Genomic DNA, 18,944 nt, shown 5'->3' with positions numbered 1-18,944 from the left:
ACATCAATAAGGCGTCGTCATTTCTTCCGAGGTTTGATGCAACACTTTAAGAAACAAATCACGTGGCTTATTTGGTTGAGTCGTCTTCTTGCAGATCACCGCAACACCTAATGTGTAAGAACGGTTCTCTGGCGCAACAGCCACTATTTTTCCTGATTCGACATAGGGAGCCGCGTACAATTCTGGCAAGAAGCCGATATAGCGACCAGAAAGAATCAGCGCTAAGCGACTGTCATAAAAGTAAGAAATAGCTGTTAGATTCATGCGGGAAATCTGTTCACTGACCGCTTCGTGTGGTTTCAACCCTGCATGAGTAGCTGGATATTTATCTACTTGAGCGTCTTGATCTTTAGCAGACATCGTCGCTAATGGGTGGTTTTTGCCGCAAAACAGATAACAATCATCGCTATACAAATGCACGTAACTTAAGCCATCTAATTTACGGTGATAAGGAATAAAGCCAATATCCGCTTCATCATTCAAAATCATCCGTTCAATGTTCGACATAGAAGCCACATTCGTGGTGATCAAGACTTCTGGCGCTTCCATTGAAAAACGCTCAATGAGTTCTGGAAAGTGACTGCGAGGGTCGAGACTCACTTTATCGGATAAAGCCAAACGCAGCTTACCGGTTAAACTGGCGTTTAAGTTATTCACCGTGGTTCGAAAGGTATCCAAAGAATCCAACAGGTTTTCAGTCATTCTATAAATAATGACGCCTTCCTCTGTTAGGGAAAACCCGCCACGTCCGCGTTTACAAAGGACAAGGTTAAGACGCGCTTCTAAATTAGAAATATGCAGACTAATGGTTGAGCGACCAATATTGAGAGAGGTTTCTGCAGCCGAAAAGCCACCGCAGTCCACCACGGTTTTAAAGACTTTTAACTGCTTGATCTCATAATCACCGACTTGTCCCAGTGAGTAATTCTTTACACTCATTATCTTCCTCCATTTGTCTGTCATGCATTTATTACTCAACTTAGGTCTCAATAACGTCGATTTCCCCGTACTTTTTGTACTGATCATACGACGAGCTCAGATCAAAGCATGATAAATGATCATCTCAATTAGTTCGCTGATTCTCTAACTTTACATTGATTTATCTTACTTTCATCCCTCTTTGTGCTTCTTTATGGTAATGCGTATCGGTTACAGCAATGAAACTTGTTTATGGTCTCAGGTTACATTGCCTTCAGGAAGATTTGTATCCGCTTGATGACCCAAAAATGAAGATCAGATTCGCTTCATTTTGTTTTTCCAGCTTATTTTTAGGCCTGTTTGTCTTTCCTGATAAACAGGTTTTTTTTGTCATTCTGAATGCTCGCTCTAATCACAAAAGATCCAAGGAGATCGATATGCCGTTTGCGTTATCCGTTCGTCAGAAGCTCATTGCTATTGTTGTCTTGGTCTGCGTCGGCTATGCCGGTTTTGGGGCATACTCCATCTATAATTTATCTAAAATGTCGACTGCCTCGAATGACGCCAGTGAACTAAGCCAACTAACTAGTGAAGTCAAAGACTTAGAGATTGCGTTACTCAAGTTTGAACGAGGCATAGCCACACTGTCTGATGACAACCTTGACTCGACTCAACAAACCCTAACGAAGATCAAAGAAGAAAGCGCTGCGGGCTTTAGTATTCGTGCCGATTTGCTTGACCCGCAAGGCCGAGCATTATTGGAAAATAGCCAAGCCTTGCAGCCCGATTATTTGACCGCTCTGGATAACCATCTTCAAAACCTTACCAAACTTGGACTAAACGGCGAATCTGGCGCACTTGGAAAATTGAATCAATCAGCACAAGCCTTGGCAGAGCAACTCAAAGCATTAGCAAGCTTTGCTTCTAGCTTCAAAGAGGTGAGAGCGAAAGAAAAAGACTTCCTGGCTTACAGCGATAATGAACACCAAGCGGCTTTGCTCTTGGCGATTCAAGCCCTAAAAGACAGCGTCAACAACATAGGCTTTGGTGACGTCTTCAATCCGATGATTCAGACTTACGAAGACGCGTTGGCGCCAGTGATTGCCTTGTCCATTCAGCTGCAGGCAGAAAAAAACAATCTGACAACTCTCAGCAATCAATACACACAAGCCATGGATGAAAGCGCCAATTATCTACAAAACACCTTACTGGCTCAGGCGCAAACGCGTTCTAGCGAAACCGCCACTCAAGCACGCAGCTCTTTGATCATTGCTTGCCTGTTATTAGCGCTTGTTATCGGTTTTGTTTTGTCCACGGTGATTCGCTCCTTAAATCGTAATTTAAAAGCCGTATTAGCCGTACTAAAAGATGTTGCACAAGGCAAACTTCGCCTTCAGCCTCAAGGCTCGAAAACGAACGCAACGAACCCAGACGAATTCCAGCAGCTATTTATTGCGTCCAACCAAATGTCCGAAGGACTGCGCTTATTAGTCGGTCATCTTGCCGACAGTAATGGCAAACTGGTTCTTGCCGCCGACGAGTTGGATAACGGCATTCAAACCATTGTCAGCGGCAGCGAACGTATTCGTGACCGCAGTAACACCCTGGCGGCTTCCACAGAAGAAATCTCTGCCACCGCTGATACGGTGCAATCCATGACTCAGGCTGTCCAAACGGTGGCAAACGTCGCTTATCAATCGGCAACCAGTGGCGTCAGTGCCATGCGTGATGCCATGACCAGCATTAGTAATGTGGCTGACACCATTCAAGACACCAATGAGCGAGTCGCCCGTCTCGGTACGCTTTCTAAAGAAATTGATGTCGTTATCGAGCTCATCGTCGGAGTCGCTGAGCAAACCAGTTTATTGGCACTCAACGCCGCCATAGAAGCAGCCCGTGCAGGAGAAGCAGGGCGCGGTTTCGCCGTGGTAGCTGACGAAGTGAAGACATTGTCCGAGCAAACTGTTAAAGCATCAGGCGAGATCACGGCTAAAGTCGAAGGTATTCAGCGAGAAACACAAGCCGTCATCGATGCGATGACGCTGAGCCTACAGAAAGTAAGCCAAAGCAAAGCACAGGGTGAAAATGCCGTAATCACGATTCATCAAATCGAAAAAAACACCTTGGAAGCCATGAACAATACCCAAGAAATCACTCAGTCCATCCAAGAAGTGGCTCTCACCACAGCACAAATGGCACAGGACATGGATAGCATTGCTCATGATATCAAAGACAATCACACAGCAACGCAATCTATCCAAATGGCCAATAAAAATGTTCATCATCAAACCAACGAATTAGCCAAACAAATACACGGTTTTGACATCGCGTAACGGTCTAAAAAGGCTTGCTAGAATAATCTAAAAAAACACTCGCCCCATTTCGGGGCGTTTTTGTTATTCAAGGTCGCTTTCAAATCGAGGTTGAGAAAAAGCAAAAAACATGCACGTTTTCAACATCATAGATCAATATTATTCACTATAATGATGCGCTCATCTCAACTATATACTGCTTCTTTTTGGTGCGACGTGGGCGTTTTTTGTGCATCACTATCCCTTAGTTAACTGATTTTAAAAGGCTTTTCACTTTTTTAATTGTTTGATAGTGACAAAACTTTAGATAGATTTTACGCGCTTTAATGGTGACGGCCTTTTTGAAAGTATCGAATACAAGGCGTTACATGAAGACAAAATGTGACATTTTGTGCAAATTACATTCAACGAGGTAGCTCAATGATTAAAACGATAAAAAAAGTAAAAAGCCGATTGGTTGCAAGCTCTCTAGCGGTGGCTCTTGGACTAGGTGCGGTAGCTTCTACAGCGCATGCTGCAGACTATAACTGGCGCTTCGCTAACCTATACAGCCGTGGCTCTGCTTTCGGTGCTGTGTATGAAGATTTAGCAAAAAACATTGAGACTATGTCTGACGGCCGCATCAAGGTACAAGTTTTATATGACGGTGAAGGTGTTGGTTCTTCTGGTATTTTTGGTGCCGTAAAAACGGGCCTAATTACTATGGGCGCAACGTTCCAATCTTTGAACGCAGGCGAGCTTCCAGCGGGTTTGGTTGAGATTGGCCTACCTGGCGGCACAAGTGATGTAGGTGAACTAACTACCTTGTTCCAAGAAAAAGGCTGGGCGCCAATTCTTAAAAAAGCGTACGGCGAGCAAGGTCTAGTTTGGCTTGACCCTTACATTCAGCCAGCGGTTTACGTTATCACTAAGAAACCAATCAATTCGATTGCCGACTTCCAAGGCTTAAAAATTCGTGCGCCAGGCGCATACGGTAAGTTCCTACGTAACCTAGGCGCTTCTCCTGTTTCTCTTGCTTGGTCTGAGATCTACACAAGTCTTTCAACTGGCGTTATCGACGGTTCTATCGGTTCTAACATGATCGACCACCGCGACGGTAACCACGTTGAAGTTGCGAAATACATGTACCCACTTCCACTAGCTGGTGCACAAGTGTTACCTATTATCGTTAACCAAAGTGCTTGGAACAAACTTCCAGCGGACCTAAAAGCCATTGTTAAAGCGGCGACAACCGTTCACGCGCAAGAGCAAATGACCAAATCTAAACTTTGGGAATCTCAAGCCGTTGCTGACATGGAAGCAAAAGGTCTACAGTGGAGCCCTGAGCCAAGTGCAGCAGATAAAGCAGCATGGAAAGAAGCTGGCGCGAAACTTTGGGATGAGTACGCAGCTGCAGACAAATACAGCAAAGAGTTGATTGACGTTCTACGCAAAGAACAGAAATAATTGACTCAGCAATAACTAAAACGGCCTTCACCTAGGGAAGGTGCGAATAAGTCTACTAAGCCTCAGTCTTTCAGAGAAATCGTCAGATAAGGCACGACTCTGAAGGAATGTAGGTACCTTTCAAAGAGTCGCAACGACATATGGCGTTTTCTCTGAAAGACCCATAGGGCATGGTCTAAAAGCCTGTATTCTTTGTTGAGCACCTCGAAAATAGAGCCACTATTCACATTCGGTACTCGCCTCGAATAACAGGCTTTTATCCACATGCTGAGGCAAGAGGACTTGTTCGCACCTTCCCTAGAAGGCCGTTTTACTTTTTCGATCCATCCTAACAGGTACAAAACAATGATAATAACTGCGATTAGGCGCTATTGTCTTGGAGTCCACGCATTGGTGGCTTTCATTGGGAATTCCGTTTCCTATCTTATGCCAGTATTAGCATTTGTCGTAGCTTTCGAGGTTTTCTCTCGTTACATCTTAGACAGCCCGACCATTTGGGCTTACGACACGTCGTTATTTATTTTTGGTTACATTGCGGCTCTAGGCGGTGCTTATGCCCAACAGCAACGCGCTCACATCAATGTCGATATCCTTTACAACAAAGTCTCAGCTCGAACGAAAAGCATATTTAACCTATTTTCATTCGCTCTCGCCATGTTCTTTATGGTTATTGTCTGCAAAATGAGCATAGGTAAGTTTGAAGAAGCGCTCGAGTTTAACTACCGACGCCAAAGTGAATGGGCTCCTCATATGCATCATTACTGGTTAATGATGGCAATTGCTAGTGTGCTGCTGATTTTGCAACTTTCCAGCGACTGGATTGATTCCTTACACCAAGCGATTACTGGTAAACCCTTATTGCCAGAAGCACAGACAGAACAAGAGGAAGCCGCACAATGATTAGTATTGAATTATTAACGGCCATTTTATTCGCCTGCATCATAATATCGTTTGCCTTAGGCGCTCCCGTTGGCTTAGCACTTGGCGGTATTGCCATGGGCATTGGTTATATGACGTGGGGCGATGCACTTTTTAACGTCATTCCTACCACGCTTGAATCGACACATTTTAGTTTCATCCTGTTGGCCATTCCTTTGTATATTTACATGGGGCAATTGCTTACTCGCTCCGGCATTGGCGATGCCATGTTTAACGCCAGCCAAATGTTAATTGGTCGGGTACGTGGCTCACTCGCTATCAGCGTGATCGTGGTGTGTTCTATGATTGGTGCCAAGGTTGGCATTATTGGCGCAGGTATTATGACGTCTGGCAGTATCGCACTGCGTCCGATGTTGGAACGTGGTTATGATAAACGTCTCGCATTGGGCGTTATTATGGCGGGTGGCGGCTTAGGTATATTGATTCCACCTAGCATCCCAATGATCATGTTTGCATCGTCTACGCAGAACTCAGTAGGGCGCATGTTTATTGGTGCCTTGATTCCAGCGCTTATCACTATCGTTTTGCTAATTGGTTACGTAGTTATTTCCTGTAAGTTGAACCCAAAGCGCGCGCCGATGGATGTGGTGCCAGAAGTTCAACCGACACCAAAAGAAAAGTTCCTAACCGCTCGTGATGGTTTGTTGTCTCTTCTTCTAATTGTTGCCGTGCTTGGCAGTATCATCATGGGGATCGCGACACCAACAGAATCTGGTGCTATCGGTGTTGTTGGCGCCATTGTTCTAGCAATTTTCTTTAAACGCTTCAAACCACGCATGGTACAAAAAGCCGGTATGCAAGCCGCATTGCTGGTCAGTGTGGCGATGTGGATTATTGTTGGCGCGTCGGTATTCAGTAACTTCCATTTGCTGATGGGCGTGCAAAACATGGTCGCTGGTTTCACCCAAGATTTGGGCTTGCCACCGATTGTCGTCATCATGTTGTTCCAATTGATCATGCTGTTGCTGGGCTTCATTATCGATGAATTTATCATCGTCCTAATGTGTGCGCCTATCTTCACACCGATTGCCGTGTCGCTTGGATACGATCCAATTTGGTTTGGTATCTTGATGATTCTAAATATTGAGATCGCCGTACAAACACCGCCTTATGGTTTTGCTTTGTTCTACCTAAAAGGCATCGCGCCTCCAGGCATCACCATGTTGGATATTTACAAATCTATCCTTCCTTTTGTGCTGTTAAAACTTTTCGTCTTGATCATCGTAATGATGTTCCCAGAATTGGTGACTTGGTTGCCTAGCCAATTAATGGACTCATAGCGTTTATCTGATTTCTAACACTTGCTCATTATCGTTAGAAATAAACAAAGCCAGAGTGAGTGATCACTCTGGCTTTCTTTTTTTAAGACTTTTGTCGCTGTGATTAATAACGTTTCAAGATAATCGCCGCATTCACGCCGCCAAAGCCAAAGCCATTACACAATACATATTCGACACTTTTTTCACGTGAAACCAATGGGATAAGATCCAAATCAGCCATGCTGTCTTCTGGGTTTTCAAGATTTAACGTCGGAGGCAGAATGCCGGTGATTAACGCCTGCGCACTGAAAATAGTTTCTACGCCACCCGCAGCACCCAGCAAATGACCTGTAGCCGATTTGGTAGAAGAGATCGCCACCTCTGTGACTTTTTCACCAAACACACGACGTAACGCATTAATCTCACCGCGATCACCAACTGGTGTCGATGTCGCATGGGCATTCACATAGCCAATTTGATCGGCCGAAATGTCCGCCATGGTTAGAGCGGTTTGCATAGCGCGAGCGGCACCTTCGCCATTTTCTGGACCAGAAGTGAGGTGATAAGCATCGCCACTGGTGCCGTAACCAACGATCTCAACCAATGGTGTCGCGCCTCGCGCCAAAGCATGCTCAAGGGTTTCTAGCACTACAAGCCCAGCACCTTCACCCATTACAAAACCTTCACGATCTTTATCAAATGGCCGAGAAGCTTTTTGTGGATCATCATTCCGAGTAGAAAGCGCCTTCAAGGCACCAAAACCAGCAAGAGACAATGGATCGATGCAGGCTTCTGTACCGCCCGCCAACGCCACTTTTGCTTCACCCGTACGCAACAGACGCATTGCATCGCCAATCGCTTGTACACCCGCCGCACAAGCTGTCACCGGCGTGCCAATCGGTCCTTTAAATCCATGTTTAATCGAAACATTACCCGCCGCTAGATTGGCAAGAAAGGCAGGAACCGTAAAAGGCGACAAGCGCCGCGCGCCTTGCTCTGTTAATACAGATTGCGCATGAGTAATGGTCGGCAAACCACCTATCCCTGTTGCTATGATGGTGGCGGTCGCTTCTTGGTCTTCAGTAGTCGTTGGTCGCCAATTGGCTTGCGTTAACGCTTCTTCGGCCGCCGCCAGAGCAAATAATGTAAACAGATCGACACGTTTACGATCTTTAGGTGACAGATAGTCCGATTCATTCAAACCATTCACCTGTTCCGTATGACTTGGCACTTGTCCGGCAATATGAGTGTTTAGCCCTTCTGACAAGCTCGTCGGCAACAAGCGAATACCGGATTCACCGCGAACCAAGCGATCCCAGACAGAAGCCACGCCTAAACCAAGTGGCGACACCAGCCCCATACCTGTAATAACAATACGTTCTTTAAGCGACATGAGATAACCCTCTTAAGTTTCAGCAGAAAGAAAGTCACCATGCTAGAGTGAGTCTATATATGATCAAGATAATATTTAGATTCCGATTTATACTGGGAGTCTCAATAGGATCTACAGGAGCTCACCTAGGAGGTTTTAACTATGTCTTACACACCAAGACACAAAGAACAAACTAGACAACGGATATTACAAGCCGCGGCGAAACTGTTTTGCTCGAACGGCTTTGATCGCGTCACGCTTACCCAAATCATGAAAAAAGCCAACATGACACACGGTGCCTTTTATGCACATTTTTCCGGTAAGAGCAGCCTGTACGAAGCTGCCATGCAATTCGCTACCTCTAATGGTTTTTGGGCGCGAAATGACAAGCAAACCGAAAATAATGAAACGCATCTAAAAGCATTGGTTACTCGTTATCTAAGCTGGAGTCGCAGCGACAAAGAACATCCATCGCCATTGGAGTTTCTCGTAACTGATGCCGCACACAAAGAAGAAAAAGTTCGCCAAGCCTACCAAGCGTGTTTTGATAGTCTGGTTGACCGTCTTGCAGGGATTCTAAAAAAACGAGGTAGCCAAGAGGCCGAAGCGCTAGCAGAAGAGACAGTCGTCTCGTTAGTGGGAACTGTCGCCATTGCACGCTCCTTTGACAAACCGCTACAAAGCGATTTTTTAAAACGCGCCCAAGAACGCATCGTCAACCGACTTAACAGCGGATTAAAATAGGACATCTTAATTTTCATAAGGCGAATCTGGAAATGGAGTGGGGGATATTTCGCCTTTGCCGTCAAATAGGACGACTACATGCGTTGTATTATTAGGTGAATAAACAACCCAACCATTAGGGTCAGCATTTTCTTTTACACTACAGTTATCAACTCTGGAGAAGCATTTCAATGTATAGAAAATACGAATTCGTTCTTCTTCGACCTCAACTTGCATAACTCCCATATCACGTTTGTACTCTTGGTAATAATTCCTAAGAGTCCGAATCTTTTTCTCAGCCAATTCGCTGTCGATGTCGACGGAAATACGGTAAAAGGCAACATAGCCACGTGCATTTGGATTTTGTTTCGCCCAATAGCCTTCAATATGTTTAGGCACTCCCATACGGCCAATGTCGGCACTTTTTCCAGGATAACCATTAACCGCACCATAACCAAAGCCGCCGCCGCCGCCTAACACATCAGCCACACTAATCGGTCCTAGAACATATGGGCCATCTAAACTACCGCCATTGCCAATACTGGCAACATAAAAGGGTTTCTCTTCACACCCCGTAAGCATTAGTAAAATGGCGAGGATTAAGAGCAGCTTATTCATTGTCATAGATTTCTCTTGTTGGTATGTTCAGTGGTGCATTAGGTTGGTAACGTTTAAATGCTTTTAGGTTAGCAATTCCATTTACTTGACTATCGATTGGGTCACTGCAACCAGGGTTGATAACACTATCATGAGAACGGTGTACCGCATCGCTTGGCAGCAAGCTCTGCCAATCTTCTGGTGTGATACTTCCGAGTTTTCGACTCTCTAATATTGGCCAAATATTACTTTGCGCAGGGCTACCATGATAATCATGCTTATCGAAGGCTTTTGCATAGGCATCATCATTCCATTTTATGCCATACGTCGCTGCCTGCTGCTTCATCCGTTCTTGGGCCAATCCTGCAAGGCTAGAATCGATGGGGTGCAGGCGGTAGAAGTATAAAGTAGCGTTTTCCTGTTCTACTTTGCCATATTGCTTATAAGTCGATTTGCATTCTGCTTCCCACTCCGTTTGGTGGCGCTGTTGTTCTTGATAAAACCACTTATCAAAGTCGACAAGTCTGCCTTTGTAGGCGTATTCCTCTTTCTGATCTTGATAAGACAGAGTCTTAATAAGCTCTCTGTTGTAGGTGCTCTTTATAGGGACTCCATAGCGCTTTGGCAGATCGGTCTTCTTGTATTGCTCTACAAAAGGATAACCACCGCCAACATCGGAGTGAGCCCCGGGGAAGACTTCTTCATAAAAATTAGGTGCGAGCTGCCCTCGGGTTTTCAAGGAGGTGAGAGGGAAGTTGCTACGGTATTCATGGTGGGCGCAAATTTGAAACGCATGACCCACATCCGCTGAGTTGACATGCAAGTTAAATACGCCGTTATTCTCATTACCTGGTAACTAAAATGAGCCGACCGTATCAAATAACCCTAAAAAGCGCACACTGGCACTGCGTTGGGTGTCTGCTTGGTAACCCGCGTTTAGATTGTATTTCTCCCCTTCCGTAGCGCCCAGTAAATTAGGCGTAATCCGGCTCGTGTCTTTTCCTAAACGATCTTTGGTGTAATCGGGCAATCCCATTTTCAATGCATTCACGAAATGCCGTGCTAACGCCGCCCCACGACTGAACCCGAACACATCAAGAGCGATGTGAGTCACTTCGTCATAAATGCCTTTTTGAAGCTGTTCAATAATGATATCGCGTAGAGACTTTAAGAGCGTCTGCCATTTCTGAAAGGCACCATTGTCGTCGTAAAGACCAGTAGCACCAGACAGACGACTTTCGTCTTTCCCCTCATCAATCATCTTGGGCGTTTGCCATGCCCCATCCACCGTACCGACACCCGAAATATAAATAGCCGCTGATTTTCCTAGTTCTTGTGGATAGGCTTCAAATAACCTAGCGATGTTGGTTCGGGACTTGTCGCCATGTTCTTCTTTATACGCGTCATTTCGGTTGTTTTGCGCTGTGCCATCAAAAAACACGCCGATGCGTAAGATGCGTTCTGGTTTGACGTTGACTAACGGTAAGCCTTTTTTGACCTTACGCTGTTCTAAGGGCAGAAGCGGCGCACCATAGGCAAGGGTGAAGCGTTTTTTGTGACTGACGTAATGACTGTTTTGTGCGCTGTTGTATGTGCTAGGGGCTTCGGGCGGCGTTTCAAAACGCTCGAACTCGACCGGTGCTTCGGCTTCTTTTTGGATAATGCTCAGTACGTCTCCCACTTTGAGCGCGCTGGGGTTAGCATCGTAACTGGGGTTCTGCTCAAGTAGTGCTTTGGCGGACAAACCGTATTGGCTGGCGATGTCAGGCCAAGTTTCACGCTGCTGAGTAGCAGGATTTTCTACCACGGTATGATAAATCAGGTTACTTTTAGGAGCGGCTTTTTGGTAAGCGTCTCGTGGTAATTCGGAGGTATCGGAAACGGCCAAAATGGCTTCGGGGTCCAGCTTTACCGCGTGATCGTCTAGCCATTCGGTGGAAATAGTGTTCAATTCGTCATGCGTTAAGGATTCACTTCGATACAATAGGTGTTGATCGGTCACGACCTGACCCGCGATTTTCCAATGGATGAGTAGATAGAGACTGGCATGACGAAAGGCGTCTGTGTTCTTGTTATCCGGCAAAGGCGTTAAAGTGCCATCGTCCAACCATTGGTATTTTTGAACCAGTTCGGTGCCTTTGAAATGGTACACATAACCCGCGGTGGCAAAGGCCAAACGCTCACCAAATTGGACTTGCGGCATGACTGGAATAAAGGCGTCACCGATTTTACCTGAGCCCATGGGCACTAAGGTCACGTTTTTGCGTGAGATCCCCATAGCCCGATGAACCGCTTGGATCTGCAAATGATGAGGCTTTTTATTTGTGGTGGTGATGGCGTATCGGGTGCCGTATTGGGTTGGGGTGGCTTGCCAATCTCCTTTCGCCATTTTGTTCTTAGTGTCGTAGAGCGTCATACTGAGCTCAACAGGATGTTTGGGCTTGTTCTTGGAAAAAGCAATTTCCAGATTGTATTCGGCAACGGGCTTGGTGGACTCGTGCGAAGGATCCCGGGCGCGAATGACGGGCTCGGGAGTGTAATCAGGTTCGATAGCAGGATGGAGGTTGCCTCGGTTATTGGCTTCGGAAGATCCTGACCCTTGCCCCATCATGCTGAGGCGTTGCGTCACCGCGCCTAATAATCCCGCTGGCAGAGTGTCTTTTGTGTCTGGGTTAATTTGCCACTCACTCTTGCCAAACTTCTTACGCTCTTGAATCAGTAACGATTGGGCAGGATGATCGGTGAGTAGAGCGTATTCGCCAGAATGAACTTTATCAATCAAGGTTGCGGTATTCCAGCCTTTGGGTAATGCGGGTTGCAGCTCTCTCTCGTTGATGTGTGTCAGGTCACTGCCTTCAACGTACGCAAAATCCATTGCCATTAAGCTATCCAGTTTAATCAAACGGTATGTCATGGACAAATCCTTGTCGCAGTTTATGAATGTTAGTTATGTAGATTTTATTGGTTGCAGAGAAATGAATCAATTCTAATAAGAAATATTAGGACACAGATTGAATATATTGAGTTTTTTCACGTGAAACAATCAGATAAGGCAAAGCAAGAAAGAGAAGAACAAGAAGAGTAGTGCTTACTCTTCTTCCTCTTCTTCCTCGTTTTCTAGATACCAGTTCATCACATACGGGGCAAGTTCAGCCCCCGATACAAAGAAGTGGCCGTTAAGTAGGGTTTCTCTTTGGTTATAGCGAAATGGTTTTCCATCCGGTGTGACGAGCATTCCGCCAGCGGCTTCAATGATGGCTTGCTGAGCAGCAGTGTCCCATTCACTTGTTGGGCCACGACGCAGATGCAAGTCAGCAATCCCTTCAGCAATTCGACAGCCTTTAATTGAGCTGCCTTTTGGTAACTCTCGTACTTGCTCGTAACTTTGCTTTAATTTATTTTTCAGCGAGGCTGGAAGAGCAGGGCCGTGGCTGCGGCTGGTCATGGCAATAATAGGTTCGCGTGGTTCACGGACGTTGATGCTTTCGTATTCATCGCCTTGCCATTTAAACGCGCCAATAGGCAAATCTTGCCAGGCTTTAGTCACTCCGAAATAGCCTTCGGTTGTGGTCGGTAAATACACCACACCAAGAATGGGTGCGCCGTTTTCTACCAAGGCGATATTAATACTGAATTCGCCATTGCGCTTGATGAACTCTTTGGTGCCATCGAGCGGATCAACGATCCACAACATTGGCCATTTAGAACGCTCTTCAAACGTCACCTGAGCTTCTTCAGAGCTCTCTTCTGAAAGAACAGGAATATTAGGTGTAAGTGCTTGCAAACCTGCTAGAATCACTTTGTGCGCAGCGAGATCGGCAGCGGTCACCGGACTGTCGTCCAGTTTTTGCTCGATACCCAAATCGGCACGTTGATAAATATCCATGATCACATCGGCGGCATCGTGTATTATTTTTTGAAGAGCTTGAAAAATTGGGTGTTTACTAACGTCCTGCATAACAGCCTCAAATATGACAACAGAATAGGGTCAACGCATTCTTTATGAGTAAACCAGAAAAGCAGTCGGCACCACAAGCCGTTCGTTTAGATAAGTGGCTTTGGGCCGCACGTTTTTTTAAAACTCGTTCACTTTGTAAAGACGCCATCGATGGCGGCAAGGTGTCTTACAACGGGAGTAAGGGCAAAGCCAGCCGCAATGTGGAAATTGGTGCCTTAATTGGTATACGAGTTGGTTGGGATGAAAAGATCGTCGAAATCAAAGACATCAGCGGCCAACGACGCGGCGCCCCTGAAGCACAATTGCTTTATGAAGAAACGCCAGAGTCGATTGAGAAACGGGAAAAGCGCGCTCTCGAAAACAAGTCTTTTGGTGGCCGAATTATGTCCGACCACAAACCAAACAAAAAAGAACGTCGTGATATTAAGCAGCTGAAGAAAGATATTTTTAGCGACAACTAATCCTTTTCTAACTAACACACACTTGATTTTCAAAGAGAGAAGGTCTGTAACGTATATTCAACAACGACAATACAGACCTTCTCGATTCTCCACACAGCCATACAATTCCAATTCCATTAACACCTGCATCATCAATCCTGCGTCCATTTTGCTTTGGCGAATCAAGGCATCAAAATCCATAGGTTGTGCTTCTTGTTCCATAATGACAATAACTGCCTTTGCGCTATCGGACGTAGATTCCGGTAAAGCATGCACCTGATTCGACACTAAAATAGGTGTGCTTTCAGCAGTTTGATTTCTATTTTCAGATGGTTGTTTTTTACTATTTTTGTTAGCGGTCGAGCTTTTAGCGGTCTTAATTATTTTAGTTATAGAAGCACAGGACAGTTCTGAGCACTCGGCTAAAATATCATCTACATGACGAACCAAGGTGGCACCTTGTCGAAGTAATTGATGACAACCTTCTGATTGGGGATCAATCAAACGACCGGGCAAGGCGAACACTTCTCGGTTCTGTTGGATGGCATAACTCGCACTGATCAATGAACCACTTTTGATAGAAGCCTCTGATACCAGCACGCCCATACTTAAACCACTGATAATTCGATTCCGCGGCGGAAACAGGTGAGGTCGCGGACTAGTTGATAGTGGGTATTCACTTATTAATGCGCCGCCTTTTTCTAGGATTTCTTTAAACATCTTGCGATTGTGGTGTGGGTAGCGGTGAAACAAGCCAGTTCCCATTACCGCAATAGTTGGTGTTGTCTTGTTATATAAAGCGCCCTGATGAGCTGCAGTATCGACACCCATAGCGCCGCCACTCACCACACAAATGCCACGAGCCGATAGTTGCTCGGCAAATTGAAAGGTGGCATCTCTTCCATAACGCGTACATTTGCGCGCTCCCACAATGCCGATTTTCGGCAATGACAAGGCATCTCGGTTACCTTCTACATAAAGAAACGCCGGCGCGACGGAGATCTCTTTTAAGGCCGTGGGATAGTGTTCGTCTTCTTGCAGTACTAAGTGGTGATCGGCTTCTTCCAACCAAGCTAAGGATTCGTCACGTTTGGTTTCTTGTTCTTTGGTAAGCATGCCAGTGGCAAAATAATCCATGGCCTGACGCGCGGTAATCTCTGGCCACTTTAAGGCGATCAACAAATCATAGGTTATCGTCTCTGGGGAACTTGCATCGTTTAGTTCTTCATTACTAAATAAAGGAAAGCTCTCAGCATCATCCATTAATGCATGATGATCAAGTTGACTGAGATACGTATAAAGACGTGAGAGTCGAGATGGACCAATGCCAGATAAGAAACTTAGGCATAACCAATCGGTTTTCGACAAGCCTGAGGTGTTAGAGGTAGACATGATAAGTGGCTTCCTTGCGAGTTAAACATGGGCATTCCTTGCCCGTACGTTTACTTAAAAAAACAAAATAAGAGTACTTAAAATACAAAACCAAGAGCGAATAGTCTTTGGCTATGGAGGCTATTCAATCATATTGGCCAAAAAACCGCCATGAGAAGACTGCTCAACGGCCAGACTTGCGTTACAATAGACGTAATGAAAAGAGTAGGAGAGAACCTCTCCACTCATGAACAAAGACACATCGTTGGAAAAGATCATGGCTGTTTTAACTGTACTTGAATACCCAGACAAACGCTTACGCAAAATTGCGAAGCCAATTACCGAGTTCACTGACGAGCTACAAACAAAAATCGACGACATGCTTGATACCATGTATGACGAAAACGGTTTGGGCTTAGCAGCAACTCAAGTGGATTATCACCACCGTCTTGTGGTGATGGATTTTTCTGAAGAACGTAACGAGCCCATCGTTTTTATTAATCCAGAATTCGAAATATTGGACGACGAGCCAAATGAATTCCAAGAAGGTTGTTTGTCTGTCCCTGGCTTTTACGAGCACATTTATCGTGCGGCGAAAGTCAGAGTGAAAGCATTAGACCGCAACGGCAAACCATTCACTTTAGAAGTAGATGAGTTAATGGCGGTTTGTGTTCAACATGAAGTTGATCACCTAGATGGCAAACTGATGGTCGATTATTTAACGCCTCTAAAGCGCAATCGCATTAAGAGCAAACTAGAAAAAGCCCACAAGCTGGCTCTAAAACAAGGCTAGGAAAACGCTCTGTTTAGCCAAAAGAACATTGATACTCGTATTATAAAATCAGGCTTTGGCCTGATTTTTTGTTAAGGAACCTTTAATGCCAACCTCACCACTTCGTATTGTTTTTGCTGGCACACCTGAATTCGCAGCGGCCAGCCTGCAAGCACTCTTAACAAAGATGAAAGATTCGAACGCTGAAAGCCAGTATGAGATAGTCGGCGTTTACACTCAGCCAGATCGTCCAGCAGGTCGTGGTCAAAAACTGGTTCAGAGCCCTGTTAAACAACTTGCTATCGCCAACGATATTCCGGTTTATCAGCCGCTGAATTTCAAACTTGATGAAGACAAAGCACAACTGGCAGCGTTAGAAGCCGACCTTATGATTGTCGCCGCGTACGGAATCATCCTGCCAAAAGTGGTATTGGATACGCCTAAGTTTGGTTGCATCAACGTCCACGCTTCTCTGCTACCACGCTGGCGCGGGGCTGCTCCTATCCATCGTTCTTTGATTGCTGGCGATAGCGAAACCGGCATCACCATCATGCAAATGGATGTTGGCTTGGATACTGGCGATATGCTGTTAAAAGCATACTGTGATATCAAACCAACAGACACGTCAGAAACGCTACACGATCGCTTAGCGGTTCTGGGTGGAAGTGCATTAATTGAAGCTCTAGAAAAGTTCAGAGCCGGCACATTAGTGCCTGAGCAACAAGACGAAAGCCTTACTTGCTACGCCGCTAAACTCACCAAGCAAGAGGGCGATGTGAACTGGGCATCTTCGGCAGAATTAATCGAGCGTCAAATTCGTGGATTATCTCCTTGGCCAGTGGCTTACACCAATAGTCTTGCTGGTGTGATGAAAATCCATGCGGCACACATTGCCAGCGTAAGCGACGAAGCGTCTACGCCAGGTGATATTTTGGTGGTTAGCAAAGAGGGTATTATTGTTGCCACGGGGCAAGGTTCTATCCTAATTACTGAGATCCAATTTGCTGGTGGCAAACGCCTGAAAGTGCAAGATGCCTTAAATGGTAAACATAAAGCCGCCCTAGAAATTGGTCAACGTCTTGGCGTTAATGAAAGTGAAAACAAGTGTGAGCAAACAGCATGAACCAATATGACGAAAGCTTCTCATCCAACGCAGGCCAGCAAAGCCCTCGCCAAGTTGCGGTTAAAGTCATCACCAATATCCTGCTTCAACAAGGTTCGCTTAGTACGCAACTGGCTCGTCATCAATTAGATGTCGCAAGCGAACATGCTCCAATGCTCAAGGAATTATGCTTCGGTGTGTGTCGTCAATACCCAAGACTAAACAGCATTGCATTGCATTTATTGGCGCATCCTTTTGAAGAAAAGGACACAGATTTATACGCTGTCTTACTTTTAGGTTTGTATCAATTAACCTATATGAATACTCCAGATCATGCCGCCGTAAACGAAACAGTAGAAGCGTGTCGAATCTTGAAAAAAGACTGGGCCACCAAATTAATGAATGCAGTGCTTCGTCGTTACCAAAGAGAAGCAGACGATATAGTTGAGATTTTAGAAGCCCAGCCTTCCGTAGAATTCAACATGCCAAAATGGCTGGTTAAGCGTTTTAACAAACATTGGCCAGAGCATCTTGAAGATATTATCGAAGCCAGCAACACACATCCGCCGATGTGTATTCGCGTAAACGAGAGTCTGGTTTCACGTGAAACATACAAGGAGCAGCTTGCGGATCTGGGTATAGACTCAGATGAAGGTAAGTTTTCAGACTCAGCTCTGTATCTAAGAAATGCCGTTCGTGTAGCAGAGTTACCAGGTTTTGATGACGGCTTTGTTAGCGTTCAAGATGAAGCAGCTCAACTTTCTGCGCAAATTTTATCGCCTAAAAACGGCGAAAAAGTATTGGATGCTTGCGCTGCGCCCGGAGGAAAAACAGGCCACTTGTTAGAGAAAGCAAACTCTGCTGGATTAAGCTCAATGGAACTGACTGCTGTTGAGCTAGAGCCATGGCGCATGGAAAAGATAGAATCCAATTTGGCACGCCTTGGCTATTCTGCTCATCTAATTTGTGCCGATGCGAGCGATTTGGATGCATGGTGGAATGGTGAGCATTTCGACAAAATCCTACTCGACATTCCTTGTACGGCGACGGGTGTTATTCGTCGTAACCCAGACATTAAGATCAATCGAAAGCCAGCTGACATTGATGATCTGGTTATCATCCAGCGAGAGATTCTTAACAAGGTTTGGACAACGTTAAAATCTGGTGGCTTCATGTTGTACGCAACTTGTTCCTTGATGCCAGAAGAAAACGAACAACAAATTCAGCACTTCTTAGCAAACCAAGAAGATGCAAAAGAAGTCGCGTTAAATTCTTTGGCGCCGGATCTTGCAGTAGAATGGGGAATTCCGGTTAGTCACGGTCGACAATTATTTCCCCATGCGGATGGTCACGATGGTTTCTACTACTGCCTTCTGCAAAAAGCTTAAGCCTTCCTAGCAAATAGGAATCAAAAAAACAGGCACAGATCACCTACGGAAAACGACTGAAAAATAGATCGTTTTATAAAAAAGCCCGACAAATTGTTTCACATGAAACACAGTTTGTTGGGCATTTTTTTGCGTTCAATTAATATTATCCTTTGCTGATTGCGAACCTGTCTCTCAGTTTCAACACTCGATAAGTAACAAAAGAAATCTCATTACACGATCATCCAAAATAATTACGAGTATTTATCAAGTTCAAGTTAAATAATTGTCCTTAAGTGGGTAAACTTGCTCTACTTGATTCGAGCAAAAAATATGCACGCTCGATTGATCGCTCGACTCAATTTTGA

16 protein-coding genes are annotated in these 18,944 nt (G+C 45.3%); 9 read left to right on the top strand and 7 right to left on the bottom strand.

All coding sequences use genetic code 11. The features are described from left to right. Positions 1–3: 3 nt before the first annotated feature. On the bottom strand, positions 4–939 hold the full coding sequence (locus ACO05V_RS02885; RefSeq protein ID WP_421847314.1) for a LysR family transcriptional regulator: 936 nt from the start codon (positions 937–939) through the stop codon (positions 4–6). 416 nt (positions 940–1,355) lie between these two features. On the opposite strand from ACO05V_RS02885, the gene ACO05V_RS02880 reads away from it, so the two are divergent. From ACO05V_RS02880 to ACO05V_RS02865, 4 genes are all read left to right on the top strand, one after another. Then, positions 1,356–3,251 carry a methyl-accepting chemotaxis protein gene (locus tag ACO05V_RS02880; RefSeq protein ID WP_421847312.1) on the top strand — a complete coding sequence of 632 codons (1,896 nt, stop codon included), beginning with the start codon at positions 1,356–1,358 and terminating at the stop codon, positions 3,249–3,251. 399 nt (positions 3,252–3,650) lie between these two features. Further along, positions 3,651–4,676, top strand: coding sequence for a TRAP transporter substrate-binding protein (locus tag ACO05V_RS02875; protein ID WP_421847310.1), 1,026 nt, complete (start codon positions 3,651–3,653; stop codon positions 4,674–4,676). 345 nt (positions 4,677–5,021) lie between these two features. After that, the gene (locus tag ACO05V_RS02870; protein ID WP_421847308.1) at positions 5,022–5,576 is read left to right on the top strand and encodes a TRAP transporter small permease subunit; all 555 of its coding nucleotides are present in this window, start codon (positions 5,022–5,024) and stop codon (positions 5,574–5,576) included. Further along, complete coding sequence (locus ACO05V_RS02865; protein WP_421847306.1) at positions 5,573–6,895, top strand: TRAP transporter large permease; 1,323 nt, start codon at positions 5,573–5,575, stop codon at positions 6,893–6,895. The genes ACO05V_RS02870 and ACO05V_RS02865 overlap by 4 nt, the downstream gene beginning before the upstream one ends. 103 nt (positions 6,896–6,998) lie before the next feature. Here the strand turns inward: ACO05V_RS02865 and fabF are convergent, their stop codons facing one another. Beyond that, positions 6,999–8,267 (bottom strand): beta-ketoacyl-ACP synthase II, encoded by a 1,269-nt coding sequence (gene fabF, locus ACO05V_RS02860; protein WP_421847304.1) that lies wholly within the window; start codon positions 8,265–8,267, stop codon positions 6,999–7,001. A gap of 141 nt (positions 8,268–8,408) precedes the next feature. Between fabF and ACO05V_RS02855 the strand changes: the two genes are divergently transcribed. Continuing rightward, positions 8,409–8,990 carry a TetR/AcrR family transcriptional regulator gene (locus tag ACO05V_RS02855; RefSeq protein ID WP_421847302.1) on the top strand — a complete coding sequence of 194 codons (582 nt, stop codon included), beginning with the start codon at positions 8,409–8,411 and terminating at the stop codon, positions 8,988–8,990. A 6-nt stretch (positions 8,991–8,996) separates the two neighbouring features. Here the strand turns inward: ACO05V_RS02855 and ACO05V_RS02850 are convergent, their stop codons facing one another. The 4 genes from ACO05V_RS02850 to cysQ form a co-directional block, all read right to left on the bottom strand. Then, a complete protein-coding gene (locus ACO05V_RS02850; protein ID WP_421847300.1) occupies positions 8,997–9,593 on the bottom strand; it encodes a hypothetical protein in 597 nt (198 codons plus the stop codon). Beyond that, complete coding sequence (locus ACO05V_RS02845) at positions 9,580–10,389, bottom strand: hypothetical protein (protein WP_421847298.1); 810 nt, start codon at positions 10,387–10,389, stop codon at positions 9,580–9,582. Before ACO05V_RS02845 ends, ACO05V_RS02850 begins: the two co-directional genes overlap by 14 nt. 33 nt (positions 10,390–10,422) lie before the next feature. Beyond that, the gene (locus tag ACO05V_RS02840; RefSeq protein WP_421847296.1) at positions 10,423–12,480 is read right to left on the bottom strand and encodes a phospholipase effector Tle1 domain-containing protein; all 2,058 of its coding nucleotides are present in this window, start codon (positions 12,478–12,480) and stop codon (positions 10,423–10,425) included. Positions 12,481–12,654: 174 nt separating this feature from the next. Continuing rightward, on the bottom strand, positions 12,655–13,524 hold the full coding sequence (cysQ, locus tag ACO05V_RS02835) for a 3'(2'),5'-bisphosphate nucleotidase CysQ (RefSeq protein WP_421847294.1): 870 nt from the start codon (positions 13,522–13,524) through the stop codon (positions 12,655–12,657). A 44-nt stretch (positions 13,525–13,568) separates the two neighbouring features. Between cysQ and ACO05V_RS02830 the strand changes: the two genes are divergently transcribed. Beyond that, complete coding sequence (locus tag ACO05V_RS02830) at positions 13,569–13,985, top strand: RNA-binding S4 domain-containing protein (RefSeq protein ID WP_421847292.1); 417 nt, start codon at positions 13,569–13,571, stop codon at positions 13,983–13,985. A 57-nt stretch (positions 13,986–14,042) separates the two neighbouring features. Here the strand turns inward: ACO05V_RS02830 and dprA are convergent, their stop codons facing one another. Further along, positions 14,043–15,356 (bottom strand): DNA-processing protein DprA, encoded by a 1,314-nt coding sequence (gene dprA, locus ACO05V_RS02825; protein WP_421847290.1) that lies wholly within the window; start codon positions 15,354–15,356, stop codon positions 14,043–14,045. 256 nt (positions 15,357–15,612) lie between these two features. Here dprA and def point away from each other — a divergent pair, with 256 nt between their 5' ends. From def to rsmB, 3 genes are all read left to right on the top strand, one after another. Continuing rightward, positions 15,613–16,128 carry a peptide deformylase gene (gene def / locus ACO05V_RS02820; protein WP_421847288.1) on the top strand — a complete coding sequence of 172 codons (516 nt, stop codon included), beginning with the start codon at positions 15,613–15,615 and terminating at the stop codon, positions 16,126–16,128. An 85-nt stretch (positions 16,129–16,213) separates the two neighbouring features. Next, on the top strand, positions 16,214–17,230 hold the full coding sequence (gene fmt / locus ACO05V_RS02815; protein WP_421847286.1) for a methionyl-tRNA formyltransferase: 1,017 nt from the start codon (positions 16,214–16,216) through the stop codon (positions 17,228–17,230). Beyond that, positions 17,227–18,597, top strand: a complete 1,371-nt coding sequence (rsmB, locus tag ACO05V_RS02810; RefSeq protein WP_421847284.1) for a 16S rRNA (cytosine(967)-C(5))-methyltransferase RsmB — start codon at positions 17,227–17,229, stop codon at positions 18,595–18,597. Before fmt ends, rsmB begins: the two co-directional genes overlap by 4 nt. Positions 18,598–18,944: the final 347 nt, after the last annotated feature.

The sequence above is a fragment of the Marinomonas sp. genome (genome assembly GCF_965225885.1).
In the GTDB taxonomy this organism is placed as follows: domain Bacteria; phylum Pseudomonadota; class Gammaproteobacteria; order Pseudomonadales; family Marinomonadaceae; genus Marinomonas.
Note: the sequence above shows the minus strand (reverse complement) of the source record. Positions and strands in the feature narration are given on the sequence as shown.